This window comes from Corynebacterium sp. HMSC078H07 (assembly GCF_001812805.1).
Lineage (GTDB): Bacteria > Actinomycetota > Actinomycetes > Mycobacteriales > Mycobacteriaceae > Corynebacterium.
Genome location: NZ_KV810455.1, coordinates 1 through 26,565 on the forward strand (window position 1 = coordinate 1; position 26,565 = coordinate 26,565).

The following is a 26,565-nucleotide window of genomic DNA, read 5'->3' on the forward strand; positions in this document are numbered from 1 at the left end:
CCCCGACGTGTCTACTTTCCGGGGGTCAGGCCCGTCATGGTTACGGAATGATATAAGGCACAGTTACATCATGATATAAGCAGCAGCGGCGGAGATGATTCTTATATCATGCGCTAACACATAGTTATAGGATGATATAAACAGCAGGGGTTGGCTAGCGAAGTGGATGATTCTTATATCATGTGCTAGCACATGGTTATCGGATGATATAAGCAGCACTCGGCAGCTAGTGGAGTGGACGCTTTTTATATCATGAATGACAGTATAGTTATAGGATGATGTAACCATCACATTTCGTCACTTTGACGGTATTAAGGCTCGCGATCGCGATGAAGGGCGGCAACGTCGAGGTTGCTGGCGGTGGGAGACAAGGGCCTAGAAGCTGTCATTGAGGCCTTAAAAGAGCACCTGTCAGGGGTGCACAAACTACACACTCATCAAGGGTGAGAAGGGTGTAAAAAAGGGTGGAACTGCACTGGCAGTCCCACCCTGGAAAAATGGTTAGAGTGTATTAGAAGATAACGACGTTAGAGTGATTCAAAGGGGTCTATGCGGCGGCAGTGGCACCCAGCAACTCCTGCTCAAGGGCTGTTGCATCACCGTGCTGAATGAGGAAGTGTCGGATCTTATCTGTCATAGGATGGACGCTAATTAACGGCCCACCATGCGGAACCACACGCTCCGGAACGTCATAGACAACATACGCATAGTCTGGTTGCCCAGGGATGCCAAACATACTGATACCCCGCATCCCTGCGGATGGTTCAAACTTCGAGTGTGTGAGATACTCCACTGGATCAAATGGTCGCGGGGTTATCTCCCACGCAATCCTGACTGGTTTGCCATCGACCCTATAGGTCTTAGCCCCTGTCATACGCTGGTAGTAGACGCAATTATCAAGAGCGTACATGATAGCGCGATTCGCCTTCTTGTCTCGCAATAAATCTACTCGCCCCAGCTGCCCGCTCCTTTGGCACACAGCTGCCGTGCTGACACGTGCCGGAAGCGACTTAAAAGTGGTGTACCCGACCTTCTCAAAAGCTGCCCACGTATCCATGAAATAGCTATCGATCACACTACGAGTTTCGTCACCATACGGGTCATCGAGGTGTTTCGCTTGGGCTTCAGCTGCCATCTCCTGGAATTCCTTGTCGTAGCGTGGACGCTCGCCTTGGCGGTAGTAGTACAACGCTTCAGCCAGAGCCTGATCCATAAACTCGCGGGTAAGACACTCATCGGGAATAACGCCCTTGACTACCAGCGGCAAATAACGTCTGTTACCTGTCACATCCTGCAGGAAGTTTTCCACGTTGGTGGTGCCGATGAGGGTAAAGGAGCGGGCAAGACGCGTATCTGATTCCGCATAAGATGCACGCCAGATATCGATCAACGCAGTAATGAAGGTCTTGAGTTCACTAACCTCCACCTTCGTGTGGAACTTATCGATCTCATCAAGTACCACGATACCGGCCTCATGACAGCGGCGCAGAGTGTCTTTATGCCGCTCACCAGCAGGAATCTCGCCAATCTCTTGAATACCAAGCGGCAAAATGGAGTGACAGAAGGAGGTTTTGCGCAATCCCTGAGCACCGACCAACACGATCATCGAGTCCACCTGACAACCTGGATTAAAAATCCGTTGGATCGAGGACAGGAAGAAGTAGCGCAGAGAAGCACGCGAATACGGGGTGTCATCCACCGTCGGGATAGCGCGCTCAATGCGATGTGTGCCATCCCACTCATCGAGACTCAAGACGTAATCACGCAACGGGTGGAAGTAGTTCATCTGACACCACTGACTCATGTGAGACTTAAACAGGTCTCTATGCAGCTTATTGTTGAAGTACTTGGCGAGAATATCGTAGATATAGGCTTTGTCACGCTCAGTGACATAGAGATTGCCTAAAGCCTTCTCGGCTTCTGTCTTCTTTCGCTTCTTACCAGAAATCGTGACGAACATATCATCGTCGTCATCGTCAGTAGCGTCAGTATCCCCAGATGGATCCTCGGCAGTTGGGGCACCGGCTGTCCATGGACGCTCGAACCCCAACTCCCACGAACAAATGCAACCCATTTCAGAGATACCAAGGTGCTTTAAGACCGGATCCTCGCTGAAGACCTTCATGAAGTTCGTGTATGTCAGGCGAACCTTGTTCTTGGCGGCACCTTTCGTACCGCGTGAAAGCTCAAGAAAGATACGAATCCGCTCGGCAATAACCTCATCAGTTATATCGTAACCGCCTACGTCGGTGGTACGGCCAAAATACTCCACGAGTCCCGGAGGTAAATTACTCTCGCATTCTTCAATTGCTATTGCAGCTTCATCTATATCAATGCTATAATCAATAGCATCACCGTAGAAAAATGAACTTTCTTGGGCCTCACTGTTACCCGCAGTGAGGTCTTTTTCATTATTAGACATAACAGTCTCCTTCTCTCGGCCCGTATGGCCGAGGGTAAGTGAAAGTAGAAGTGGTCTAGGCCTAAGGCATCACCGATTTCGCAGATGCAAAGACTCCCTGAGGTACAACCGTCTTTTCGGCCACCTAAGCCTCTAAATCGCTAATGCGATAGCGAACACGACGCCCTATATGGATGTAGGTAGGGCCCTCATTACACTGACGCCATGCCTCCATAGTGCGCACGGATACGCCTAGGATCTCAGCGGCTTCTTCCTGGAAAACAGCAACGTCTGATAGCTTTTCCACGTTTGACTACTTTCGTATTAATTACAACTATAAAAGGCAACTAATGTTGGCCTAATAACATTCTAGCGCGAAACTTGGGCGTTGTATAGCATGGTTGGGGAACGATAGGTACGCACTAGTAGTTGACCTGTCATACCCGCGCTCACGCGCGGGGAAAGCATGCCGGGCACGCTTACGCGCGCCCGGGGATATGTGGGGTCTGCGCTTTCAGCGCATCCCCCAAAAAATGTCTTCTTCCACACGGAGATGAAAAAAGAGGCCTGCATGGCATGGATGTAACGGGGGTAATTTTTACCCGTTTGGGGGCTGTCGCGCCAGTGATAACGGCTGTTTTCAGTGCACCCGCTCGGAAGGGTTACATAGGACTACATTCTAAACCCACAGGTCACAGGGGGTTAACAATCGGCATGTATTCTAGAGGCCCCTCCTGGAAACCCGGTTCAAGCTATAAAGCCCTTTTTCGCTTTTGCTACCCCCGTTTTTCGCGCTTCACCCGGAGCGCCCTCTCTCTTTTTTATATATATCTCCCCTCAAGGGGTCTAAAATAGGTCTACTAGGAATACTGTTTAGATAAAACCGCAGGTCAGATAGTAAAAACTTCGGTATTCTAGATTGTAGCCCTTAAAAATAGCAGGTATATAACCGCAGGTCAGAGACGTAGACTTGAAATTTTGATTCGCCGGAGGCTTGATTTTTTCAGGCCGTATTGACAATGATTTTCACCTTTTTGGCATGTGTCAGGACGTTGATGATCATTTTCGGGCGTGCGTGAGCGCGCCCGACATCTCGCAAATCCCCCACGAGCGAGCGAGTGGGCGGGCAAGCAGGCAAAAGAAGCGTGATAGCTGCTAGGTAGCGATTTAAGGGCTTGAAGCTTTGCATGGCTACATTTACCTTTCGCGGAGCTGTTAGGCGCTCTAGCGCCTTGCTGGGCTAGTATTTTGCGCTGCCGGAGGCATTGTGAAGAAGTGCACTGAACAAGGAAAGTCGAAAAGGCGTGAAAAGGGACTAAAAGGCCTTGACTTTCTCGAATTCGGGCATTAGAGTGCCTTGTAAGCGCTTGAGTTAGACTGCTTGTGACAGACGAATTCGTGTTACAGAGCCTCAAGCTTCAAGTTCGAGACCGTGAACCTCGTAGTGGTGTCACGGTCTTTTTCGTGTTACGGGCAAGAAATTCGTGTTGGTGACTTTCAGGCTATTTCGCCTTTGTCATGTGAAATCCGATAATGATGATCTTCCCGGGAGCGTGAGCGACCGGGACACATGCATTTCTTCCCCTTGACGAGCGCGTTAGCGCGAGGAAGAGGGGATAGGTTTCTTTTACAGGCTGCGATTTAAGGGCGTGAAGCTTCGCGTGGCTGTTATTCCTTTTGCGGAGCTGTTAGGCGCTCAGACAAGCCGCTAGGCCGGTATTTCGCGCTGTTATGAGCGCATGAAGAAGCCCCGCTGTACGTTAATCGTACAACGGGGCTTAAAAGAGTGTGTTACGTCAGGTGTAGGAATGCGTTACTTAGCTTCAGCTGGCTTATCGGCTGGTTTATTACCCAGCATGGCTACCTTCGAGGACAGCTGACCAATCGGAGTCTTCTGGACTTCCTTCGTATTGTTGTAATCAGAGCACTGATTAGCTGCGTAGCTGAGCAAACCAATTGTCGCTGCAAGACCAGCTACAGCGCCAAGGGCTTGAAGTACAGACTGATTCTCAGCCATCCACTTTGCCATCTCCGGGTTGAAGATACCCAGCTGCTTTTGAATATCCGTGTTCATCTGGCTACCGTTGCCGGCCCCAGACGCTAACATCAACAACGGCGCAGCTAGAAGCGCTGCGATACCCTCAACTGAAGCGCCGGAATAGCACTTAGCCCAGGCGTCATGAACGTCGTTCTGGCGCTTATCAGAAGCTTCTAGACCCTCAACCCGCTTGGTTAAATCTTCAACCTTGGTTTCCAGCGCACTTACTCGGTCACCTAGCTTGGTGATATCGACCTTGATGTTCTGAATGGACACTTCCAGCGCACTTACACGGTTACCAAGGCCAACAAGGGCCTTATCAGTCTCATCTGCGCGGGTCTCCAGTGACTCAATACGCTCAGTGACCTTCTCAAAGCGCTCTTCAACCACGCGAGTAAGCTCCACCAGCTTGGAATTCAGCTCAGCTGTTTCTGTCTCCAACGCTGCAATCTTGTCAGCGTGGTCTGCAATCTCACGCTCAAGCTTGTCGACATCAGCCTTGGTAGCAGCCTTATTCTCAAGCTCTACAAGCTTGTTTTTCAGCTCATCAAGCTCTGCTTGCGTCTTGGCGAGCTCTTCCTTGCTTGCACCCTGATTCTCTAAATCAGTAATGCGCTTCTCATGGTTCTCAACCTGCTTAATAACCTCAAGCAGCTGCTCCTTAGTCGCAGCCTTTTCCTTGAGATCCATGATCTCTTGGGTGTTAGTGACTACCTTGTCACGCAGGTCAGCGATGTCTTTGCCGTTGGTAGCAATATCGCCAGTGTTCTTGTCTACTTGGCTTGCAACATCTCCGAGATCCTTCTTGAGACCTTCAATGCCAGCGGCATTGTCAGCAACACCCTTTTCTAGAGTCTCAACACGAGTAATAATCGTGGTGATCTGCTCAGTGATACCGTCAATTGCAGCCTTGTTATCTGCGATCTCCTTCTCTAGAGCTGCAATATCATCCTTGGTAGCGCCGTTAGCCTCTAACTCCTTGAGTCGTTGCTCATGGTCAGCTAACTGCTCAGTGTGCTTATCAAGCTCTTCTTTGAGCTTGGCAACTTCTTCCTTGGACGCTGCAGTCTCTTTAAGATCAGCGAGATCCTTGTTGGTCTGATCAAGCTTGGAGCCTAGATCATCAATCTGTTTTTGCAGCTCAGAGGTAGAAATCGTCCAACTCTTACCGTCATTGCGGGTGACGAGGTAGTCGCCATTGGCCTGCTTCTTGACATCCGAAATGAAGGTATCGAAAGTATTAATCACAACAGGCTTGCCACCAGGAGTTGTGATGGTAACGGTGTTCTTCTTCTTGTCCTCAACAATCTTTGTGTGAGTGAGAGTGACAGTCTCTTTACTGCCATCCACGCGAGTGATAGTGACAGAGCCATCACCATTGTCTTTAATGCTCACAACATTGCTGGAAGTATCAATAACACCCTCGACAACAGAGCCGTCTTCACGAACAAGCGTGTACTTACCCTTATCGCCAACAACCTTGGTGATCTGCTTCTTTTCTAAATCACCAACGCGCTTTTCCAGGTTGGTTACGCGAGTAGTCAGCTTCTTGATATCAGTCTTCAACGTCGTGATATCACCCTTGACCTGCTTAAACTCTGTATCAACCTGCTTAGTCAGAGCATCGAGCTCCTTCTTGAGCTTGGCTACCTCAGTCTTATCTGCCTTATTCTTTTCAAGCTCGGCGATCTTGTCGCGAATGTCCTTGAGGTTGATAATCCACTCGGTGCCATCGTTGCGGGTGACCTTGTAGTTCCCATCCTTGTCCTTCGTCACGTCAGTAACGTGGAGATCGTCAACGGGCACCTTAAGGTCTTCGACAGGCGCGGGTTTATGGGGTTGGTGATGTCGAAGAATAGAGGGTAGTAGGCACCTTCGTTGGACTCACTAAGTTCGTTAGTGTCCCCAACCGAGGCTTCAAAACGGAACTTGAGGTCTGCGTTAGCGAGATCCTTTTCTGTCACAGCGCGTGCAAGATTAATGATGGCAATACCCAGGTCTGAGCTTCCGGTCAGATAAATCACACCACCGTCTTGGAGGAGAAAAGCTTCTTGAATGTCATCAATCGTGGCGGGGGTAAGGCCATTTGATGATGTCGCTTCCGCATAATTCGTGTCAGCAGCTATCGCCATTCCAGCAACATAGGCTGCGGACTCGGCCACTGCGTCTGCTGGTGTGACTGGAGTGACGCTTTCCCTGTACTTTCCGTCCTTGCCAAGCAGCAGGTCGGACTTTTGAACAGGTGTTTCATGGAAGACCATGTAATCGGAGGGATCATCATTAGAGATTCTGTTTTTACCGAAGTCGCCAGAATATCCCGCAGCTGCGAGCTTGTTTTTAACTTCTTTGCTCAAACCGTTATTTTTCACGATGTCTTGAACAATTGAGTACGCAACGTACAGCACCTTTTTTGAATCGGTGCTCAAATCACGGTCATTATTGAAGAACCTGTTTTTTAGCAACAGCAGGTCTTGAAGGGATCCGTACCCATTGTTTGCCTCAAGCGCAGTAAGACCTGAGGAAGAACGTCCAGAAAACCCATCAGCAGTTCCCTCGGGTATACGAATATCAGCGTAGTAACCTCCTGTATACCCCCATACCGGAAGGTTTTCCTCGTTAGCTTTGGGGTATTGAGCCAGGATCGCGTTCATCTCGTTTTGAGGGAGTTCGTAGAGGTTCGGGTGCTGTTCTAGTGCGGAAGTGAAGTCAGGAATGAAAAATCCACCCTTATATCCAGCAACCGCCCCAGCTACTGGTACTTGAAATCCCCCGAGAGAAACTCCTACAGCCAAAGCTATAGCGAGAGTCTTATTAAACTTTTTCATTATACGTAACACATTCTTTTATACGTATACGCACAAACTACTATAAGTTTAACCTGTTAACAATAGGGTATCAATCGGCGCTTGCTTCTTTGTCCGCAAATAACCACTTTGACCTGCACAAACAACTCAAAAAATAGAGAGAGTGGGTATCACCTCACGTGATACCCACTCTCTCTACTTACTCAAGCTACTTGCTCACCGTAAATGTGGCGATACAGACTCAAAGCCGTAATGCGAGGCGATCTCCCGCGACCGCGTTTCCTGCCCGCTTCGGTTTCTAACACGCCTTCATCAAGCATGCGCGCAACCGTGCGAGCTGAGACATTCAATCTCTCGCAGACTTGCTCAACGGTGTAGCAGCGCAATAAGTCATCAGCGCTTAAGACCGGCATCTCTATAGAATTTTTCATTTTTAGCCATCCATTTCTGGCAGAGCTAAAATCTAAGCACTCCTGTCAGTATAGTCACATCTGACAGAAAACGACAAGAGAGCACCCGACTGGATACCTCTCAAAAATCCTGAGGCCTCCTGGTGGCCACGGACGTTATCCAACCGAGTGCTATAGTTGTGAGTGCAGGCCTCTGACCTGCACAATCACGTCAATTTTCTTGGCTCCTCCAACTGGGCTCGAACCAGTGACCCTTCGATTAACAGTCGAATGCTCTGCCAACTGAGCTATGGAGGAATATGTGTGGGTTGCTTGAACAAAGGCTTGCTCGCTGCAACGAGATGTAACTATATAAGGTCTGCAGTGATGATTACAAATCGCCAGAACAACCCGCTTTTTCAAGCGGTCCAGTGTGGCGCCTTACAGGCCCACCTCCAAGCAAAGCTACACTGTCCGTCAGATATCACTCGCAGGGAAGAGGTAGAGGTTTCTTCATGTTCGTTGGACACACTCGCTTTAGTCTCTTCGTCCCCGATTCGGCGTCGTGGCGTGCGAGCAACGAGGAGTCCGGGTTCTCGGAAGATGAATACCGCGACTACCTCTACGACGATGCGCGCCTGTCGCTACGCACGGACATTTTTCTCAACCACACCGTGCCAACACTTGCGAAAGCCACCGAAGGCTTCGATGTGAAGCACGTTGTCTCCTTCTCTGAGTCTTTGCCTCAGAAGTTCAAAGCACAATTGCAGGAGGCAGCGGACGAGTTCGATGTCTTGCACCTCGATGAGCTTCCTGATGGTGATAGCGGGTGGACAGCGGTGCGTCGCTACGTCCGAGCAACTGGGTTTAAGGGCACGTTCGGTCGCTACCGCCTAGACGACGATGATGTCTTGTCCGCTCATTTTTTCCAGACCACCGCGCCCTATATCAAGCCGGAGTTTGAAGGTATGCTCGTTAGTTTGCCTCTCGGTATTGAAGCAGTCTATGTGGATGGCCAATTCTTTCACCTGCGCGAGGCCCACACACCGATGAACTCGATGGGCTTAATGTCTATCTGCTCGGTGAAAGAAGACGGGTCCGTTGTGGAACCCCAAAGCGGGCCACACGATAAATCAGACCGCTATGCGCCCGTGATTCTGGACGCTTCCCAGGTGGGATACTTGCGCGCGATCCACGCGGGCCAGGACAACGCCATGCGCCATGAGCCAGGTGTGGTCATGGCACGCCTCATGGAGAACATGGCGGCTTTCCCTCCGTTTACAGATGTAGCTGCCCTTGAGTCGGCCTTTCCCTCGGTTGCCAAGCAGATGCAGAGCACGAGCACATCGCTAAATATTGATGACACCGTTGGCAGCGGCCAGCACTACCTTCTTCAGCCTGCCAGCGGGGATGTCAGCTTCGTCATCCACGGCGAGTCGGATGATGAGCTCGATAATGAGCTCCTTGTGAGCCTGTGGATCGAAGATTCCCGTGGGCGACGCGTTCCCTCCTACAAGTCAGTCGAGGGGTTTGCTGCCTCCAATAACCCAAGCATCGGGCATTTCGCCTACGTTCCCACGGAGAGCGGAACCTTTCGGACCTTGGTGAGCCTTCATTTGGAGCACGGCTACATCCTTCGAGGCTTCCGAATTCTGGCGCAAAGCGAGCGGGCCGAGGGGGTTCGGGTCGCAAAGATCGTCATACAGCAGCGTGGCGGGAACGTGCGCTTCGTCAGTCAGGAGAGCTGGAATTCGGCGCGAAGCCAAGGCGTGCGTGGGCTTGTTGACCAAGCTATCGACAGCGTTTATCAGAACCGGACCAGCATCGTGGCTAACGTGCGCAGCGTTCTCGGGGAGGACCGTGCCAACAAAGTCATCGCGCGCTTGGACAAGCTAAATAAGAAGCTGCGCAACTAGGGGCGGCCCTAATCGGAGCTGGCAAACATCTCGTCCTCGAAGAGTTGCTCCCAATCGCCAGCTAGTGATGCTGCGTAGCCGAGAATTCCGGTGAGAAGCATTTGTGGGGCAGGGGCATGGCCTTCGCCCCAATCCCCGAGGAGAAGCCTCCACTGCTGTGGGTGCTCAGCCACTGCCTGGGACCATGGAAGGTAATGCTGGGTGTAATGCAGCTCATCATCCTCGTTCTGAAGGTAAGCCACGTAATTATCGAAACCCTTGCCGTATTCAGTAACCAAGTCGAAGGTCATGGTGGTCTCGGAAAGCTTCCGGCTGCTCCAACACTTCTTGCGATACGCCTTCACCTGCGGCTCAAGGTAGCGCCCAATATGGGTTTGGGGGTTAGACACCACGGCCAATGAACCGGGGAAGCGGCGCGAAAAGTACAGCGCGGCAAATCCACCGGCTGATGCCCCGAAAAAGATTGTCTTCTGGCCCATCTCCTCGACCGGCACATCAGGGTGAAAGCTAGCGAAAATATGAGTCAGGCACGCAGTGAGGTCTTCCTGAAATGGGCGTGACTCGTCACCTGTGAACCATCCAATGCTTGCGCCTCGGTCGAGCGATGGATCGGAGATGTACACCACGTTCGCATCAATGCCTTCGACCATCTGCCTCCCTATGAAGACTGGGAGAGTGGTCTTCGTCGGGTCGATGGCCGCGTGAAACAGCACGATAGTGACATCGGCGCCGCGATCCTCAACGAGCAAATCCATGAATGCAGCGCCGTATCGAATCGAAATGGCCTCAGTCTCTTCGGAAGAGCTAACAGGCACGGATGAGTTGAGAAAATCCTCTACAGAATCGAAAAAAGTCGTTGAAGCGCCGTAGCGCGCGTAGTTTCTCCTCAGTGCCATAGCCGCCTACTGTAGTCGCACACGCAGCACACCTGGGAAATGCTCACCTAGAGGATGAAGGAATGAAATATGGGTTGAGAAAAACACCGACATGGGACCATTCGACCGCAAGCCGGTAACTGTCACCGTGCTACCGTAATTGGCAGCGACTTAATAGAAAGGCGGACATGGTTCCGAACAACACCGATTCCCGTGCCTTTGGCAGGGTCAGCGTCGTTGGCCTTGGTTACATCGGCCTTCCCACCGCCGCTTTTATAGCTTCCAAGGGGATCTCAGTAGTCGGTATCGACGTGAATCAAGATGCGGTGGACAGCATCAATTCCGGCACGGTGCCTTTCTTTGAGCCAGGATTTGGGGAGCTGCTCGCCCGAGTCGTCGAGGAAGGAACCTTATCGGCCCAGACAGACCAGATCGATGCCGATGCCTACATTGTCTGCGTTCCCACTCCATTTCGTGAGGATCACAGCGTGGACACCAAGTACATTCGTGCGGCATCTGAAGCGCTTGCTCCTTACCTGAAACCCGGCGCACTTGTAGTGCTTGAGTCCACCTCACCTCCTGGAACCACGGAGGATATGGCCAATCACCTCATTGAGCTGCGTCCTGACCTGTCTCTCAATGACGAGGATGAGAATGCCATCTTTGTCGCCCACTGCCCAGAGCGTGTTCTTCCGGGCAAGATCATGGAGGAGATGGAAAGCAATGACCGTGTCATTGGCGGCCTGACTCCGAGGGGCGCTCAGCTCGCCCGAGACCTCTATGCCACCTTCTGCACCGCAGACCTGCTTGTCACTAATGCCACAACCGCTGAGATGGCAAAGCTGACGGAAAACTCCTTCCGCGATGTCAACATCGCCTTTGCCAACGAGCTATCCCTTATTTGTGACCGCCTCGGAATTGATGTCTGGGAGCTCATTGAGCTTGCCAACCACCACCCTCGCGTCAATATCTTGCAGCCTGGGCCGGGTGTGGGCGGACACTGCATCGCCGTTGACCCCTGGTTCATCGTTTCCGCTGCACCCGAAGAGGCAAAGCTCATCCAAACGGCGCGTAACGTCAATGATGGAAAGCCGCAGTGGGTCATTGACCAGGTTCTCAAGGCACTTGAAGGCAAGGAGAATCCTGTTGTTGCTGCCCTCGGTATCGCCTTCAAGAATGATATCGATGACCTGCGTGAATCGCCGTCCCTCGAGATCGTCAAACGCCTCGGCGTGGATAACCCGCAGCTAGACATCCGCGTTGTCGAGCCCAACGTGGAGGTATTGCCACCGGTTCTGAGTAACCTTTCGAACCTGACAAAGCAGGACACGGAGGAGGCCATTGCGGCTGCCGACGTCGTCCTTCTCTTGGTCAACCACCGGCAGTTCGTCGGCCTTGATCAATCTCTGCTCGACGGCAAGACAGTTATCGACACCAAGGGCATTTGGCGCTAGCTTTAGCGGCCAGGTTAGCCACCCACAATCACCCTGAAAGCCAGGAGGCAGCACGCAGCGTGAGAATTCTCGTTCTCTCTCAATATTGGGCTCCCGAGAATGGAGTACCTCAGCGCCGCTGGTCGTGGTTATCCAAGATTCTGGTGCAGGCCGGGCATGAAGTCCTCGTCATCGCGCCACCGCCGCACTATCAACGCCGCCTCGGTTTGAAACAGTGGTTCTCCCGCAGAAACGTCCTGGGCGCTAATGACCTTGAAGAAGGAAATTCAGGGGAGAAGATTTTGCGTTCGGGCTTTTTCCCCGCGGGACCTTCGCTTACACACCGCATCCTTAACCAAGCCTCTGTTGCTGTATCAATGCTCTTAATGCTGGTGACCAAACGCCGGCATTTCCGGGAATTCAAACCTGACCTCGTCATCGGTACCGTCCCAGCGCTTCCCACTGCTATGGTTACCCATATTGTTGCTTCCACGCTCCGAGCGCCCTACATCATTGATTTGCGTGATGCCTGGCCGGAATTGCTGAAAGAAAAGGGTGATTGGAATTCCGGTACCGGTAAGCGCTCTGTGCGGGAGATCGTTCTTACCAAGGGCCCGTTCCAACTGCTGACAGCGTTGACTGAGCGTGCTATGAACCGCGCACTCCACCGCGCGGATGGCATCATGACGACTTCGCAGGATCTTGCTGAGCATATGGAGAAAGACGATGCGGATAGGGGAGCGGAAGGCAAGCGTCACATCCGGACGGTGCGCAATGTATTTCCCCCCAAGACCGAATTCATCGCTAGTGATAAGTCGCAGCGTTTCTCTTCAGAGCTTAATGTCCTGTACGCCGGAACTGTGGGTCGTGCGCAGAAAATCGATAATGCGGTGAAGGCCGTGAAGATCGCACAAGACCGCGGTTACACTATCAATCTGCGCATCGTCGGCGACGGTGCCACGTGGCATGCTACAAAAGCGACGATGGAAGCTCTCGGCATTAGCGCGACTATCGAGCATCGAGTGCCCGCTGACGAGCTGCAGACTATCTACGAATGGGCGGATACGGCTCTAGTCCACCTGACCGATTGGGAGCCACTCAACCGCACGGTGCCGTCCAAGACCTATGAGTTGATGTCTTTAGGTGTCCACACCACTGCAGTGGTGCAGGGGGAAGCGGCCCGAATCGTTGAGGATCTCGGTGCAGGAATCGTGGTGCCACCAGAGAATCCCGAGGCGCTTGCGGAGGCATGGACAACGCTTATCGACGATCGCTCGAAGCTCACCGTTTCCTCGTCTGGGCGCGAGTGGGTCGCCACCCAGCGTGATGAGGTAGTACCCGAAGCCTTTCTGGGAATCGTCACCACCGTGACCAGACAGCAGGCTAAGGCATAGCGTGGGAAGAAGGAGCACCAGTGCGTATTTCCTCTCTTAAGAGTTTTCCTCCCGTGGACTCCGACTACGCTGTGCTGTTGGAATCCTCTGAAATTCCCCACGTTCTGCCCCCAGCTTCAGGCTCTGTAACTTTCTGTTTCACTAGGAAGCAACTTTCAGATGTCGATCCTCTTCCAGTAGTGCTGTTAGACATTCAACCGGATGTGGCTATGGATATCCTTCGGAGCTATGTGGATACGGGCCGCCGCATCGAGTATTGGTCTCCACGAACGGATTCGTCGAATCTTCGCCAGCTCGTCGCAGATTACACCGGCGAGCACATGTCCGTTGCCGGGGTCAACCTCAGTGATGGCTGGGTTCAAGTGCGTATTGAGCAGGCGAAGAATGGGGACCGCTCTAGTGAGGATTGGCTTGACGGGCTTACGGTTGCTGCGACTCCGTCCACGGCTCCTCAAGAGCCGGTCACTCCTGCCGCAACCGCCGTGACATTGCGAAGCTTGCTCATTTCGCGAGTCACGCCTCTGGCTAAGCCTTTTAAAAAGTACTTGCCGAGTTCAGTAGTAATCCTGATGTATAAGGTTCTGGAGAGAATTCGATGAGTTTCTATGATCCTGGTATTTCAGTTGTCATCCCGTCCTTCGTCTCTGGTGCTGTGGGCACAGACGGAACGAATCTTGTAGAGATGAACCTCTATTCTGCTCTTGCTTCGCTTGCAAAGCAGAGTATTAGGAAGGATCTCGTCGAAGTCCTCGTTGTGCTCAACGGCGACGGAGTTTCTTCAACGCAAGCAAGCACTTCTCACGAATTTGACCAAGCGCTCACTAGCCAGTTTCCCGGATTGAACATACGAATACTGCGCAGTCTTACCCCGGGGGCCGGTCGTGCTCGTAACCTTGGCATAGCATCCGCACGCCGACGTTTCATCACGTTCCTCGATGATGATGATGTTCTTCAACCACGCTACCTCGAATCAGGCCTCAAAGAGGCCGATGACGGGGTGGTCACGCTCTTGCCCATCGTCGACACCATTGTCGGTCGCTCTTTCCGGGATAATTCGCTCAACGCCCGAATTACGACATTGCGTGGTACCACTGCTCCGATTGCTTCCGCTCCGTGGGTTATGGGCTTCAATGCCAGCAAAATCATCCCTACGAAGATGGCTCAGAAGTACCGTTACGACGAGTTGCTTCGTTCAGGCGAAGATGTGGCGTATTTTGCGCACTTACTTGAGATTCCAGGACTGCTCTTACGCACACCGAAGGCAGGGGAGGGCTCTGCCTATGTGCGCACACTTCGCGCGGACTCGGTGTCGCGCCAGCGCGAAAGCTTCGACTTTAACGTCACCCAGCGTCTTGAATGCATTGCGCAGCTCCGCACAATCAATGAAGCTGACCCGAAGCACCGTGCTCTCCACAAGCTCGAAGAAGCACAGTTTGGATTCGTCAAAAGTTACCTCGAGGCGAACCCTTACGATACCCAGCGCGCTATCGATACCGCAGTGGCTATCGGCGTTCCCGGTTTGGACTGGGAAGGTCTACGCCGGGAAAAAGCGAACCGGCTGGTTTTCTCTTATTGCTTCCCCCCGTACGCGGATACCTCAGCCAATGTGACGGCGAAAGTCATCAGAAATGATGCAGAGCTGGTGGACGTTTACTACGCCGATATGGAGCGCGTCCGGGGACGTGACGAGTCGACGCGGCTAATTGTTGATCCGTTCCTCGTACACGCCGAAGAGATCGATGTTGTGCCGTCTTTCGCGCATTGGGGCGCAATCTGCTCCTACGCGCGCCAAGCCGCACGAAAGGCCGCTAAACGGGCAAAGAGCCAAGATGGTTATGACTCAATGTACTCGCGCGCCCTTTGGCCCGGTTCCCACGTTGCTGCCGCCCTTTTCAAAGGCAAACATCCTGGAACGCGGTGGGAAGCAGAATTCTCAGACCCATTGAGTGTCGGCGTCGACGGTACGCCCCGCTCAGGTGAGCTCACGCGGGGAGCGACCACCTACCAGATGAAGAAAATGGTTGAGCGTTCTGATTGGCGCGAAATATCGTATTCAACGCACTTCGAGCTCACTGAGCTTGTCACACTGCTGTACGCTGATGAGGTCATTTTCACCAACGAGAATCAGCAGCGGGTGATGTTAGAGCGTTATCCAGAGGACCTACAGAGCTTTGTCCGCTCTAAATCGACGATTCGCCATCATGCGGTACCCACGGAAGAGATGTACCACCTAGTGGAAGCGGACTACGAGCTTGACTCAAAACGCATCAATATCGGCTACTTCGGAAACTTTTACGCAAATCGAGGAATCGGTGATGTCCTTACCGCACTAGAACACCATCCTCATGCTGATGAGTTTCTTCTTCACATCTTTACCTCGAAGCCCGAGCAACTTACCCGCGAATTATGGAACCATCCAGTGTTCAGCCGGCTCCGTATCAACGGGTATATGCCGTACCTCACGTTTCTCAACGTAGCCACGCACTTCGACGCACTGGTAGTGAATGATACTGATACGAGTAGCTCGACCTTCACGGTTAATCCCTTTTTGCCTTCAAAATACGCTGACTACGTCGGTAGCGGTGTAGCAGTGTGGGGTGTCACGGTGGACGAATCGCCACTCTCGAAGCTTCCGCTTACATTCTCATCGGCGGCAGGTGACATAGAACAAGCTCGCAGTGTTCTCGACGAACTTTTCAGGCAGGCTAGGTACAATGCCCGTTAGCAATTCTCGGCCTACACATTGCAGACCGCGAGTATTGACGCTGATTCTTCAACAACTGATCTGGAAGGGCTGATGCATTTGGCACGGCATACATGGCGAAGCTCCAAGACTTCGCAGAGAGGAGTCGAAGACCTCAACGTACAAGTTGCGAAACACCAAGGCCGAGTGCAGATTGTTAACCCGGAAGGTCTGCATCCACTTGCCACACGACCGACGCTGCGTGAGTACATTTCACAGCTGTGGGCACGCCGCTTCTTCATCGTTGCAGATGCGGGAGCAAAGGCACTCCGTACGACGCGTGACTACCGCCTGTGGCAATTGTGGCTTGTCTTGAATCCTCTTTTCGATGTGGCGTTGTATGGATTCCTTTTCGGCATGCTTTTGAAGACTTCTCGTGGTATTGAGAACTTCATTGGCTTTCTGTTCATCGGCATCATTTTCATGACCATGATGACGGGGCTCATGAATTCTGGCATTAGCCTCATGCAATCCTCTCGATCGATGATCCGAGCGTTTCAGTTTCCTAGAGCTTCGATTCCGTTCTCGACCACATTGCGGTCGATGATCGATAACGTGTTGCCCGCCATTGTCGCGCTGACAGCGGCGTTTCTTTTTCAGTGGGGAACGGGCCCCTCGTGGACCCTGATCTTCGTCATTCCGTTGTTCCTTTTAATCCACGTTTTTGGGTGCGGGTTAATGATGATTACCGCGCGCCTCACCGCCCAGGTCCCGGAGGCGAAGACAATACTGGGCCTTTTGACCCGCGGATTGTTCTTTTTATCTGGCGTGATGTTTTCTGTCGATAGATTTGCCGAGCATTCAGCCGTTCACCAAATAATGACTGCCAACCCCTGCTATATTTTCCTCACCGCAGTCCGCGATTCCTCGATTTATCGCACCGCTCCAAGCCTTTCGACTTGGGGAGAGCTTCTGGCATGGAGTTTAGGCGCATTTGTACTTGGCTTCATCTTCTTCTGGAGAGCGGAGGATAAATATGTTCGACTCGTCTAAGCTGCCTCCCGCACCAGGGGAATACTTCGACGCCAAAAAGGACCTTGAGAAACAACCTGCCGACCAAGACGTTCAAGAAACTTCTGAATCCTCGAGCGAGGTGTCTACGGATACGACTCAGATGCAATCCGTTCCAGACATCAATTATGTGGAGCGAGCCAACGTCGTCGTAGACAACGTGTCCAAACGATATGTAATTAGTCAGGGGCGCTCCTCAGACGCCAGTATGACTCGTGTCAGCCGCGGCAAGACAGTAGTCGATGCCATTGTCGATGCTTCACTCATTGCGCTACCCGGCGAATCAATTGGCATCATTGGCCTTAACGGCTCGGGAAAATCGACTCTTCTCAGCATGATTGCTGGCGGCTTGGCGCCGACCTCAGGCCGCATTCTAACTCGCTCTCAACCCACACTTATGGGCGTCTCACCTGCACTACAGCCGGATCTTTCCGGAGAACACAACATCTACTTGGGGTGTTTGGCGTTGGGAATGAGCCCTTCAGGAGCGAAGGCTCAAATAGGTGAGATTGCTGAATGGACAGAACTCGGAGATGCGATTAAACGCCCAATGAAAACGTATTCGTCCGGAATGTCCGCGCGGTTGTCCTTCGCAATCTCGACAGCGGTGCGGCCTGACATCCTCATGATTGACGAGGCACTTTCAACTGGTGACGCGGCGTTTGGAGCCAAAGCTAGTGCTCGAATGCACGAGCTCCTAGAGCGCGCCGGTAACCTCTTCTTAGTCTCGCATGCCATCAAGGAAATCGAGAACAACTGCAAACGAACGATCTGGATCTCAAAGGGACGTATTATTGCTGATGGCCCGACCGGTGTCGTTGCACCCCAATATCACGAGTGGGCCCGACTCATGGGCAAAGACGATAAGCAGCCGGCTCACGACTATCTCGAGGAAGTCACAGCTGCGTACCAACCACCGATGGTGCTTCTCGAAAAACCTGTCCAAAGCTAGGTCACTGCTTATGATGTGGCTCGTCTAAAATCCGCCACCCTGTAAGCAAGAAATCGTTTGAAGGAATGACTCCATGAGCCTTGACTATTTTCGCCGCGGACGGGGATTAATTATCCTCGCAGGATTGGCGACTGTACTTCTTATTGGCGCGATTGTAGTGGCGAGCAGCGCTATCGGTAGGGTGCTTCTGGTTTGCGCAGTTGTGGTCGGGTTTGTGTTTGCCGTGATGTCGATATCCGCACGCAAGAAGTCGGAAGGGTTGACCAAAGAAGCCTTACGCCGCAATTCGCGCTTGGAAAAGCAACTCCAGGAAATTTACACGGCTATCCAAGAACAGGACCGGCGTGCTGCGAGGGAACCCATGTCATTGCTGACAGCGGACCTGTCTGAAAAGCCTGATGAGGAGAGGCACACTAAACAAAGCATATTTGCGCCATCAACTATTCCGGCGTCGCACATCCTCGGACGCCCTGACGCACATACAGCTGGACGCCTGGCTGCTGAACAGACTATGGACAGTGATAGCTCTGAAGTTCTACACGCATTGATGAGCGCGCGTTCTGAAATGTGGACGCGACGTATTGAGCTTATTGGCTCACACGAATCTGCGGAATCCTTGCAAAACTTGGCGAGTGTTGAGCGCATCTCCTCGCCTCACCTCTTAGGGAAACCGTTGAGAGATGCTAGCTATCTCGTAATTGAAGAAAGCCAGTTCGAGCGTGGTTTGTGGTCGGGCCTTTTGTCGACGCAGAAGACGAGCAGTTTTCTCCGATTGCTAGACCACATGACAAAAGCAAAGGAAAACGGAACTGTAGTTATCGTCTGCCCCAGCGAAACCTCGAATCATTTCAGCGAAGAGCTTCGTCAACGTGCGACAGTGGTGAATTCAAAGAGCTCCACTACGTGGAGTTGGGATGATGATATTTACGCACCGGTCTTTAGAGCATTGCTCCACGGCGAAACAGAACGCAATAGTACGGAAGAGGGGACAGAATAATGAGCTCAGTTGTGGTCTACGGCGATGTAAGTCCGAACGTTATCGATGGCTCTTCTATCTGGCTGATGTCAATTTCTGAAGTGCTTTCTGGCGTTTTCGATGAGGTCCATATCCAGCTGAAAAGCCATCCGCAGAACCGTACTCTGCTGAGCGCAATCGATGGGATTGCAAACATCTACATCCATGCCCCCGAAGGTATCGCAGACGACGCGGCCCTTAGTACGACGGCTGCGGCTGAGTTGGTGGAAAGGCTCGTTAAGGAGAACCGTGCTAGCGCGGTCGTAGTGAGAGGCTTCCAAGCAGTCTATGATTTCAGCTTGAACGAGAAAATCTCTCCGATGCTGTGGTCCTATGTTACTGACCTGCCCTTTCCCCCGAAAAAGCTATCCGGAACCAATGTACAGCGGCTAAAACACATTGCAGAGTGTTCGCGTCGGATTTTCGCGCAAACCGAGGCTGCGCGCTCGTATTGGGAAGCCTTGGTTCCGCAGGCGGCCGGAAAAGTTCTGCTCATCCCTCCAATGATTCCGGACTTCGCGTTCAATACTGCGAGAAACCCGCAGAACGCAACGCATCGTACACTCAAAATCGTGTACGCAGGAAAGCTTGCTCGTGAGTGGCGGACCCTTGAAATGCTGGAGCTTCCGCGGAAACTAAAGGAACTCGGTATTGACGCTCAGCTCGATGTGGTGGGGGCGAAATTTAACAGGGCCAAAGATGACCCCCAATGGGTTGGGAAAATGCGAGAAGCACTGGAGAAGGCACATGCCAACGCTGATAGCGGGGTGACGTGGCTGGGAGCGCTTCCCCGTACAGAATCCATCGAGCGGATCATGGCAGCTGACCTCGGTTTTGGATGGCGAACGGCGGAATTAGATTCGAGCCTTGAGGTCTCAACGAAGGCGCTAGAGTATGGTGCGGCCGGCGCAGCACCAATCGTCAACGAAACTGAGGATCATCGACAGCTCTGGGGCGAAAATTACCCGTTTTTTGTTCGCGCCGATGACACAGTTGAGGAAGTCGCGAGAAGAGTCGCAGCGGGCCTTCCACTTATATCCGAAGCACGTCAGAAGGCGGCAGAAGCTAGCGAGTATTTCTCGATGAGCAAAGCCCGTGAAAGGTTTATGTCATACTTCGAACGCGCTGGCTCCTTATCCACGACGTTAGAGTCCGAAGAGATTCGGCAGCGGCGGATAGTTGTTGCGTCTCATGACCTAAAATTCATGGGCGAGCTGATGGAGTTCCTTACCCGAAATCCATCATTTGAAGTGCGCCAAGACAAATGGCCAACGCTCCACACACATGACGAGGAGACTAGCCGGCAACTCGCAGAATGGGCCGACACAGTATTTTGCGAATGGGCAGGACCTTCGCTGGCTTGGTATTCGAATAACCTTCCCGATGAGACGAGACTGGTCGCCAGACTGCACCGCTTTGAACTTGACGGTCCGTGGATGGAAGGCGTCGCCTGGGACAAGGTTGACAAAATGATATTTGTCTCGGATTGGGTCCGTAAACAGGCGATTGTGCGATTCGGACTTGCCGAAAGTAAGACCATGGTTTTGCCTAATACCATCGATCTACTTGACTTTGATCGCCCGAAGACTAGTGACGCGCAGTTTGCACTGGGGCTCGTCGGCATGGTTCCGTTTCTCAAGCGTCCGGATCGTGCGCTCGACTTAATTGAGCAACTTGCGAAGATCGACGAACGTTATATCTTGCGTATCAAGGGACGAATGCCGTGGGAGTATCCACATGTATGGAGTGACCCCGTCCAAAAGCAACTTTACCTAGACTTCTTTGAGCGTATTGCCCGAAGCGAGTTACTTACTGAGCACGTCGTATTTGATCCTTTTAGTGCTGATATTGCTTCTTGGCATCGTGGCGTTGGATATATTTTGTCTCCAAGCGAGCTGGAGAGCTTCCATCTCGCCCCAGCTGAGGGAATGGCCGCTCGGACGATTCCAGTCTTCTGGCAGCGCGAAGGCGTCAAGGAAGTATTCGGTGACTATGCCCAAGACTGCAGTCCAGAGGCTCACATTAAGGTCATTCTGAAAGGCCGGGAAAACGCATCCTTTAAAGAGATGGGATCAGCAGCGAGAGAATATTCTCGCAGCTGGGATGTGACTGCTGTAATGCCGCAGTGGGAGCAAATACTCGCGAACTGATATTAGATGCAGTGACGAGCGACAGTGTTATCATCACATTTATGCATTGTCTCGTGACCGGCGGCGCCGGGTTTATTGGTTCCCATCTCGTCGATCTTCTCGTTGAAGAAGGCCATACAGTCACAGTTTTGGACAACTTGTCCTCCGGTCGTCTGGTCAACCTTGCATCTGCTCGACAGAACGGTGATGTCAACGTAATTGAAGGCGATATCCGTACCGTTGACTACGATGAGCTGTTTACGCAGCACCCAACGGAGGTTGTCTACCACCTAGCAGCGCAGATTGATGTGCGTAAGTCTGTTGAGGATCCCGTAAACGATTGTGAGACGAACGTTCTGGCCACGGTGAAGCTTGCTGACGTGGCAAGGCGCCATGGCGTTCGTAAAATTGTCCATACCTCCTCTGGTGGGTCTATTTACGGACAGCCTGAATCGTTCCCCGTTGACGAGGAGACTTCCGTGGCACCAGAATCACCGTATGCCGCTGGGAAGGCTGCGGGTGAACTCTATTTGGAAATGTTTAGCCGCCTCTACGGCATTGGTTGTAGCTTCGTGGCCCCTGCAAATGTTTACGGGCCGCGCCAGAATCCCCACGGTGAAGCGGGTGTCGTGGCAATTTTCAGCCAGCGTCTTCTCAACGGTGAACCAACTAAAGTGTTTGGCTCAGGCTCAAATACTCGTGATTACGTCTACGTCAAGGACGTTGCACGAGCCTTTTATCTTTCATCGAAGAATGAAGCAAACGGCGAGCGGTTTAATATTGGCACCGGAATTGAAACTAGCGACCGCGAACTCCACACATTGGTAGCGAAGGCTGTGGGAGCACCGGACGAACCTATCTTTGCTCCCGCAAGAAAGGGTGATGTGCCGAGATCCGCTCTTAATTCCTCGAAAGCCAAGAAACTACTTGGTTGGGAACCGTGTCTGACACTAGAAGCTGGAATCAAAGAAACGGTTGGCTTTTTCGATGGGCAGGTGAAATAGCTGTCAACCGTTAAGGCCGGGCTAGATAAGCTTTGGGTGCGGACAGATGCCCTGCAAAAACGTTGTTATTGCATTACACTTGCCCTATGCCAGAAAACTCTCACAGAACGGTATTTCCATTCGAGGTAAGTAGCATTTACCTTTTCATACCTGGAGAGGCATCCGTACCTTTCCAATTTCGTGACTTTCTTGTCAGTTTTCGCTTCTTTGACGCTGACGGCGTTGAATTTCCGCCGGCGGTATGTAGCGCGCCTGTGACTGAGGCGTTCAATGAGCCCTTTATGTACCTAAAGGAGTCGGGTGTTGAAGGGGTATTTTTGGAGACAAATGTGGCTAGGTTTAATCCATGCATTAAAGCCATCGATCTCACGGTGCACCCTTGGAAGAGTCAAAATCTTAGCGTTCTCGAGTTAATCACGGAATCAATATATGCTCACGCGATTACGGCAGAAAGCAAGGAAAGCCTAATTTGGAAGGTGGCGCAGTAATGTCGGTATCGGTAGTTCTCCAGTTGATACCCGAGGATGTTGGAGAGGCTCGCGCCTATATTGAAAGCTTCAAGGGGATTGAGGGCGTGAAGGAGTGCATTCTCAGTCTGCCTAATTTACTTAATGGCCCAGCACTATCCGGCCTCTTCGAAACTGCGGATGCTCTAGCCGACTCGTTCTTTAGGTTTGAGGTCTGCCCGTCTGATTTCTCAAGTTCTGCGTGCATGAATAATTCCGCGGTCAAGTCTCGAGGCGATGTTCTGTTGTTCGTGGAGAGGGGGTTTACGGTTGTCCGAGACAGCGAAACCATGCTCAGCTTGGACGAGCTACAGCGCGGAGTGGTTGCTGAAATCAGTCGATTTAGGAGTCTCGATAGTCAGGTAAACGAAGTACTAGGTCAACCCGAGTATCTAACCCGCCTACCAGATACCTCGCTTGGCCGAGTTTTTGCTATTGACCGGGCTCATTTCTTGGAAGTTCGTGGTTTTGACGAGAACGCTTCGTTTTGTGAAGCGCTCGGCTATGATTTTATTCTCCGACAGCGACGCCGCGGCGGAAAAGTCGCGAGCGTTCGGGGTGTAAAGGCTGTGGCAAAAGAACAGTCAATATCAGTACCTACCGAAGATGAAATTCGTCTTATGGAGTGCGTGGATAACAGGCAAAGTCTGTATCCAAACTTGATCGATTGGTCTGTTCCACAAGATGAACGTCTACCTCTGGTTTCCGTAGCGATTGCAACCAAAGACCGCTACGAGATGCTGGTTGAGAGTATCAATTCTGTTCTATACCAGACATTCCAAGAGTTCGAAATCATTGTAGTCGACGATGGTTCGGAAGACCCCCTTCGAGTGGAACAGGTAATCGCCAGCATCGATGATGCAAGAATAAAGCTGATTCATCACGATCGGTCTCGAGGAGTCGCTGCTGCTCGGAATACTGCTGCAACCCATTCAAGTTGTTTGCTGACCGCTGTGCATGATGATGACGACATCATGCTTCCTAACCGTCTCGAAATTGGTATTGATGGATTGTCTCAAACTGTCGACGCTACCTACGGTGGCTGGATTAATTTCCAAGATGACACAGGTGAATTGCGGGGTTTCTTGACTTTGAAGGGATTCAGCGCAGCGATGGTGGCATTTAATGGGGCAGGGCCCGGCCACAGCACTTGGACTTTGCCAACTCAATTGATTAGGGACTTCTCTTACGATGAGAGGCTAACCTCTTCGGTCGATCATGAACTAGCTACCCGTCTGATGAATGCTGGTGTAAATTGGGGTCACGTCGAAAGGTTTATGTACTTACGCCGTGTGCATGACTTGCAGATCACCGCGCAAGATTCCGATAACCAAAAGGCGGGGCATACGCTTTCTCGACTCGCGAATAGATTTTTGACCTCCGGACCGAGCCAAGCTTCTCTGAGGAAAAAAGGCGAGGAACTAAAATATCCAGATGTCCCGGGAAGAACGGATCTTTTTAATGCCTTCGGTGCGTATCTTCCGGACAAACTGGTGTCACGAGACATCATCTTGCAAGGGAACACAGTAAATCTCGCTATCGATGCCGATATGCCGGACAAATTGACGACGATTGTCACGGAGCGTGACATTTTACGTGATCGTGCCGTCTTTGAAACCGCTGTAATCGAAGACGTTAGCCAGGACGACATTGTGAATCTTCGTCGGATTGGCTTTAGGTCGTTTAAACTTCGCGTTCGTGATCAAATTGAACTTCATGCCAATGCTAGTACGGAGGAAGCACAAGAAGCCCCAATACCGCCGCAAACGAGAGTCGACGAATCATTGCAGCAGCGTTTACTAGAGAGCAGCAAGATGCTCCGTAAACACGACGGGACAGTACAGATGAGCGTTCTTTACTTCCCAGAAAGCGTTGAAGCGGTCTCTATAGAAGCTTTTGAAGGACTGCTACAAGAGGCAAGGAAGATTGTGAGCGTCGGCGAGTTCGGCTACAAGAGTTCTGCCTATATTTTTGTCACCAAGGATCACTACACAGCACACGAGCTGGAGACCTACTTGCGTGCGGCTTATCCACGGAATTCGACCTACCGAATGGGAGTTTCAAGCGCAACATTCGCAAAAGAGTTCTCTAGCACAAATGAGAAAGAAATAAGCGTAGAATTGAACGATTCTGGTATTGATAGGGGACTTTAATGAGGTTCGGTTGGGAGAATTCTTTAACTGGTAAATTTGCTTTTCGGGAGCGGACAGAATACCCGAACGAGTCGGTCTCTTTCCCAAGAGAGTTAAAGTTGGATCTTGTGCTGACTGGTATGAATAAGTCAATAGCTCTCTTGGGAGGAATGCTAATTTTCAGTCAGGACATAGCTCGACAGCGAATAAGCTGGCCGCAGGCCTCCCTTGAATTTGACGATAGTGTCAGAAGAGCGTGGGGAGAATTGGCTCCTCGCTTCGAAATCGACCAGACTCCCAGCTGGACTCCTGACAATCACACTGTCTTGATCCTTTGTGATAACCGCCCACACGCTGTTCCCATCCAATCAATCGAAAAGCCGCGTCAGGTGTTACTTCAGGTACGCGATAGCGCGTACTGGACTGGAAAGATGTTTTCGATCGACCGTGTAGAATTTGCAGCTAACATTTCTGCTTTCGGGAAGCGATTCGAGGATGATTTAGCCTTTCGTGTGGCCATCGCACTCTTACTGTGCGGTGATTGGCGTTCTTCAGAACTTGTAGTGGAGCGTCCAAAAATCAATAACTCAGGGTTCGATGAAAGAGACCTTATTGATCTCTGTGCGTCGATTGGGATAAAGCTTCGCGTACTTAATACAGCGCAAATGGAGGAGATGCTTGTCTATGCCAAGTAAAAAGATCCTAATGCCTGTTCGAACTGTCGCCGAATGGGGAGGTGTTCACGAGTGGACTGTCGACGCCGCTTCATCACTAGTAGCTCGCGGTAACGACGTCACTTTTGTTGGGCAAGGTGACACCTTTAGAGAAAGAGCGCAAGCGGTCGGAGCCTCGTTCTTTGAAATCGATTGGAACGAATGGGACAACGATATTGAACGAATCGCTGAAGATGTCGATTTTGATTTGATATTCTCCCATGCCCCCGGTGGTCGACAGATCGGCCTCGCCGTAAACGAAATTGCCAACAAAGAACACGTCGTTATGGTTCACGGCGCCTACCACGACTATATGTACGAGTGGTCTGACAGAGTCGATGCTTTTGTCGCAGCAAGTCCATCACTGGTGCATTTCGTACAGCGCTTTGGACGAGTAGCACCCTGGAAGGTAACCAATCTTCCGAATGCGGCGCCCTCCGAAATTTTTAACCTTCCGCTAGTTTCACATGATGAGAAACTCAGTGGTGGTGTAGGAAGAATCTTAACTGCCTCGCGTCTTTCGCCAGATAAGGTTCCCCAAATCGCTGCTGTCGAAGAGGCTGCGGAGAGCCTAAGTCGGCTCTATCCCGATATCAAATGGGTCATTGACATCTACGGTGATGGCCCGCTTAAAGCGATATACGAGCAGCGATATGCTGTATTATCACGTCGTCTAGCGAATGTAAGTTATAAGTTTCACGGATGGGTTGCGCCTCACGAAGTGCCGATTCTCATGAATAGAGCCTACTTGACTGTTACTGCGGGAATGGCCGGAATGCGTGCACTTGCCGCGGGATCGCTATGTCTTGGGGCAGGCGCTAAAGATACCGTTGGCATTCAAATGGGCCGTAACCTACGAGCTGGCTTGTGGTCGAATTTTGGTGACCATGGTGTTCAACGATTTGAAAAAACTGATGTGAGATCTGATCTCAATCTGCTTTCAGATCCACACCGATACAACGAAGCCGTCAGAGTTGCTCGTGACAAGGTGCAGACGGGTAACAACCAAGATTTGGTGAATAACTTGATGTTCAGTGCCCTAAATCTCTAGGGTTGAGGCGTATACATGTAATTCCCTGCCTAATGATTTGTTAGGCAGGGAACCAATCG

General features: G+C 51.6%; 20 protein-coding genes and 1 tRNA gene. 14 read left to right on the plus strand and 7 right to left on the minus strand.

Annotated features, from left to right (window positions below; all coding sequences use genetic code 11):
• Nucleotides 1-547 precede the first annotated feature (547 nt).
• From HMPREF2875_RS03030 to HMPREF2875_RS03050, 6 genes are all read right to left on the minus strand, one after another.
• The gene (locus HMPREF2875_RS03030) at nt 548-2,422 is read right to left on the minus strand and encodes a VapE domain-containing protein (protein ID WP_070670122.1); all 1,875 of its coding nucleotides are present in this window, start codon (nt 2,420-2,422) and stop codon (nt 548-550) included.
• A 124-nt stretch (nt 2,423-2,546) separates the two neighbouring features.
• Entirely contained in the window at nt 2,547-2,708 is a 162-nt protein-coding gene (locus tag HMPREF2875_RS14120) for a helix-turn-helix transcriptional regulator (RefSeq protein ID WP_210388146.1), read from the minus strand.
• Between the two features lie 1,506 nt (nt 2,709-4,214).
• Complete coding sequence (locus HMPREF2875_RS03040; RefSeq protein WP_141754555.1) at nt 4,215-6,245, minus strand: hypothetical protein; 2,031 nt, start codon at nt 6,243-6,245, stop codon at nt 4,215-4,217.
• Nucleotides 6,212-7,264 carry a hypothetical protein gene (locus HMPREF2875_RS03045; protein ID WP_070670128.1) on the minus strand — a complete coding sequence of 351 codons (1,053 nt, stop codon included), beginning with the start codon at nt 7,262-7,264 and terminating at the stop codon, nt 6,212-6,214. The genes HMPREF2875_RS03040 and HMPREF2875_RS03045 overlap by 34 nt, the downstream gene beginning before the upstream one ends.
• A 182-nt stretch (nt 7,265-7,446) precedes the next feature.
• Nucleotides 7,447-7,674: a helix-turn-helix domain-containing protein gene (locus HMPREF2875_RS13430; RefSeq protein ID WP_371327550.1), complete on the minus strand. Its 228-nt coding sequence runs from the start codon at nt 7,672-7,674 to the stop codon at nt 7,447-7,449.
• Between the two features lie 200 nt (nt 7,675-7,874).
• Nucleotides 7,875-7,950, minus strand: a tRNA-Asn gene (locus tag HMPREF2875_RS03050).
• A gap of 197 nt (nt 7,951-8,147) precedes the next feature.
• Between HMPREF2875_RS03050 and HMPREF2875_RS03055 the strand changes: the two genes are divergently transcribed.
• Nucleotides 8,148-9,548, plus strand: a complete 1,401-nt coding sequence (locus HMPREF2875_RS03055) for a glycosyltransferase (RefSeq protein ID WP_070670130.1) — start codon at nt 8,148-8,150, stop codon at nt 9,546-9,548.
• Between the two features lie 8 nt (nt 9,549-9,556).
• Here HMPREF2875_RS03055 and HMPREF2875_RS03060 read toward each other — a convergent pair whose 3' ends face one another.
• On the minus strand, nt 9,557-10,444 hold the full coding sequence (locus HMPREF2875_RS03060) for a hypothetical protein (RefSeq protein ID WP_070670132.1): 888 nt from the start codon (nt 10,442-10,444) through the stop codon (nt 9,557-9,559).
• A 167-nt stretch (nt 10,445-10,611) separates the two neighbouring features.
• Here HMPREF2875_RS03060 and wecC point away from each other — a divergent pair, with 167 nt between their 5' ends.
• The 13 genes from wecC to HMPREF2875_RS03125 all read left to right on the plus strand — a co-directional run bounded on the left by wecC (nt 10,612) and on the right by HMPREF2875_RS03125 (nt 26,506).
• Nucleotides 10,612-11,877 carry a UDP-N-acetyl-D-mannosamine dehydrogenase gene (gene wecC, locus HMPREF2875_RS03065; protein ID WP_070670134.1) on the plus strand — a complete coding sequence of 422 codons (1,266 nt, stop codon included), beginning with the start codon at nt 10,612-10,614 and terminating at the stop codon, nt 11,875-11,877.
• A 59-nt stretch (nt 11,878-11,936) separates the two neighbouring features.
• The gene (locus HMPREF2875_RS03070; protein ID WP_070670136.1) at nt 11,937-13,250 is read left to right on the plus strand and encodes a glycosyltransferase family 4 protein; all 1,314 of its coding nucleotides are present in this window, start codon (nt 11,937-11,939) and stop codon (nt 13,248-13,250) included.
• Nucleotides 13,251-13,429: 179 nt separating this feature from the next.
• Nucleotides 13,430-13,849 carry a hypothetical protein gene (locus HMPREF2875_RS03075; protein WP_070670138.1) on the plus strand — a complete coding sequence of 140 codons (420 nt, stop codon included), beginning with the start codon at nt 13,430-13,432 and terminating at the stop codon, nt 13,847-13,849.
• Nucleotides 13,846-15,975: a glycosyltransferase family 2 protein gene (locus tag HMPREF2875_RS03080; RefSeq protein ID WP_070670140.1), complete on the plus strand. Its 2,130-nt coding sequence runs from the start codon at nt 13,846-13,848 to the stop codon at nt 15,973-15,975. Before HMPREF2875_RS03075 ends, HMPREF2875_RS03080 begins: the two co-directional genes overlap by 4 nt.
• 165 nt (nt 15,976-16,140) lie before the next feature.
• On the plus strand, nt 16,141-16,986 hold the full coding sequence (locus tag HMPREF2875_RS03085) for an ABC transporter permease (RefSeq protein WP_070670142.1): 846 nt from the start codon (nt 16,141-16,143) through the stop codon (nt 16,984-16,986).
• Nucleotides 16,970-17,956 (plus strand): ABC transporter ATP-binding protein, encoded by a 987-nt coding sequence (locus HMPREF2875_RS03090; RefSeq protein ID WP_070670144.1) that lies wholly within the window; start codon nt 16,970-16,972, stop codon nt 17,954-17,956. Before HMPREF2875_RS03085 ends, HMPREF2875_RS03090 begins: the two co-directional genes overlap by 17 nt.
• A gap of 73 nt (nt 17,957-18,029) precedes the next feature.
• On the plus strand, nt 18,030-18,953 hold the full coding sequence (locus tag HMPREF2875_RS03095) for a hypothetical protein (RefSeq protein ID WP_070670146.1): 924 nt from the start codon (nt 18,030-18,032) through the stop codon (nt 18,951-18,953).
• Nucleotides 18,953-21,121, plus strand: coding sequence for a glycosyltransferase (locus tag HMPREF2875_RS03100; RefSeq protein ID WP_070670148.1), 2,169 nt, complete (start codon nt 18,953-18,955; stop codon nt 21,119-21,121). The genes HMPREF2875_RS03095 and HMPREF2875_RS03100 overlap by 1 nt, the downstream gene beginning before the upstream one ends.
• Before the next feature lie 41 nt (nt 21,122-21,162).
• The gene (locus HMPREF2875_RS03105; protein WP_070670150.1) at nt 21,163-22,104 is read left to right on the plus strand and encodes an NAD-dependent epimerase/dehydratase family protein; all 942 of its coding nucleotides are present in this window, start codon (nt 21,163-21,165) and stop codon (nt 22,102-22,104) included.
• A gap of 86 nt (nt 22,105-22,190) precedes the next feature.
• Nucleotides 22,191-22,592, plus strand: a complete 402-nt coding sequence (locus HMPREF2875_RS03110; protein ID WP_070670152.1) for a hypothetical protein — start codon at nt 22,191-22,193, stop codon at nt 22,590-22,592.
• Entirely contained in the window at nt 22,592-24,763 is a 2,172-nt protein-coding gene (locus HMPREF2875_RS03115; protein ID WP_070670154.1) for a glycosyltransferase family 2 protein, read from the plus strand. The genes HMPREF2875_RS03110 and HMPREF2875_RS03115 overlap by 1 nt, the downstream gene beginning before the upstream one ends.
• A complete protein-coding gene (locus tag HMPREF2875_RS03120) occupies nt 24,763-25,437 on the plus strand; it encodes a hypothetical protein (RefSeq protein WP_070670156.1) in 675 nt (224 codons plus the stop codon). The genes HMPREF2875_RS03115 and HMPREF2875_RS03120 overlap by 1 nt, the downstream gene beginning before the upstream one ends.
• Nucleotides 25,438-25,447: 10 nt before the next feature.
• Nucleotides 25,448-26,506 (plus strand): glycosyltransferase family 4 protein, encoded by a 1,059-nt coding sequence (locus tag HMPREF2875_RS03125; RefSeq protein WP_246817018.1) that lies wholly within the window; start codon nt 25,448-25,450, stop codon nt 26,504-26,506.
• The last annotated feature ends 59 nt before the right edge of the window (nt 26,507-26,565 follow it).

What these genes read in the sequence shown, in the direction of transcription:
- HMPREF2875_RS03060 (WP_070670132.1), bottom strand. Translation starts at nt 10,444, where the DNA reads ATGGCACTGAGGAGAAACTACGCGCGCTACGGCGCTTCAACGACTTTT.
- HMPREF2875_RS03125 (WP_246817018.1), top strand. Translation starts at nt 25,448, where the DNA reads ATGCCTGTTCGAACTGTCGCCGAATGGGGAGGTGTTCACGAGTGGACT.
- HMPREF2875_RS03095 (WP_070670146.1), top strand. Translation starts at nt 18,030, where the DNA reads ATGAGCCTTGACTATTTTCGCCGCGGACGGGGATTAATTATCCTCGCA.
- HMPREF2875_RS03055 (WP_070670130.1), top strand. Translation starts at nt 8,148, where the DNA reads ATGTTCGTTGGACACACTCGCTTTAGTCTCTTCGTCCCCGATTCGGCG.
- HMPREF2875_RS03105 (WP_070670150.1), top strand. Translation starts at nt 21,163, where the DNA reads ATGCATTGTCTCGTGACCGGCGGCGCCGGGTTTATTGGTTCCCATCTC.
- HMPREF2875_RS03090 (WP_070670144.1), top strand. Translation starts at nt 16,970, where the DNA reads ATGTTCGACTCGTCTAAGCTGCCTCCCGCACCAGGGGAATACTTCGAC.
- HMPREF2875_RS03100 (WP_070670148.1), top strand. Translation starts at nt 18,953, where the DNA reads ATGAGCTCAGTTGTGGTCTACGGCGATGTAAGTCCGAACGTTATCGAT.
- HMPREF2875_RS03030 (WP_070670122.1), bottom strand. Translation starts at nt 2,422, where the DNA reads ATGTCTAATAATGAAAAAGACCTCACTGCGGGTAACAGTGAGGCCCAA.
- HMPREF2875_RS03080 (WP_070670140.1), top strand. Translation starts at nt 13,846, where the DNA reads ATGAGTTTCTATGATCCTGGTATTTCAGTTGTCATCCCGTCCTTCGTC.
- wecC (WP_070670134.1), top strand. Translation starts at nt 10,612, where the DNA reads ATGGTTCCGAACAACACCGATTCCCGTGCCTTTGGCAGGGTCAGCGTC.
- HMPREF2875_RS13430 (WP_371327550.1), bottom strand. Translation starts at nt 7,674, where the DNA reads ATGAAAAATTCTATAGAGATGCCGGTCTTAAGCGCTGATGACTTATTG.
- HMPREF2875_RS03045 (WP_070670128.1), bottom strand. Translation starts at nt 7,264, where the DNA reads ATGAAAAAGTTTAATAAGACTCTCGCTATAGCTTTGGCTGTAGGAGTT.
- HMPREF2875_RS03115 (WP_070670154.1), top strand. Translation starts at nt 22,592, where the DNA reads ATGTCGGTATCGGTAGTTCTCCAGTTGATACCCGAGGATGTTGGAGAG.
- HMPREF2875_RS03110 (WP_070670152.1), top strand. Translation starts at nt 22,191, where the DNA reads ATGCCAGAAAACTCTCACAGAACGGTATTTCCATTCGAGGTAAGTAGC.
- HMPREF2875_RS03120 (WP_070670156.1), top strand. Translation starts at nt 24,763, where the DNA reads ATGAGGTTCGGTTGGGAGAATTCTTTAACTGGTAAATTTGCTTTTCGG.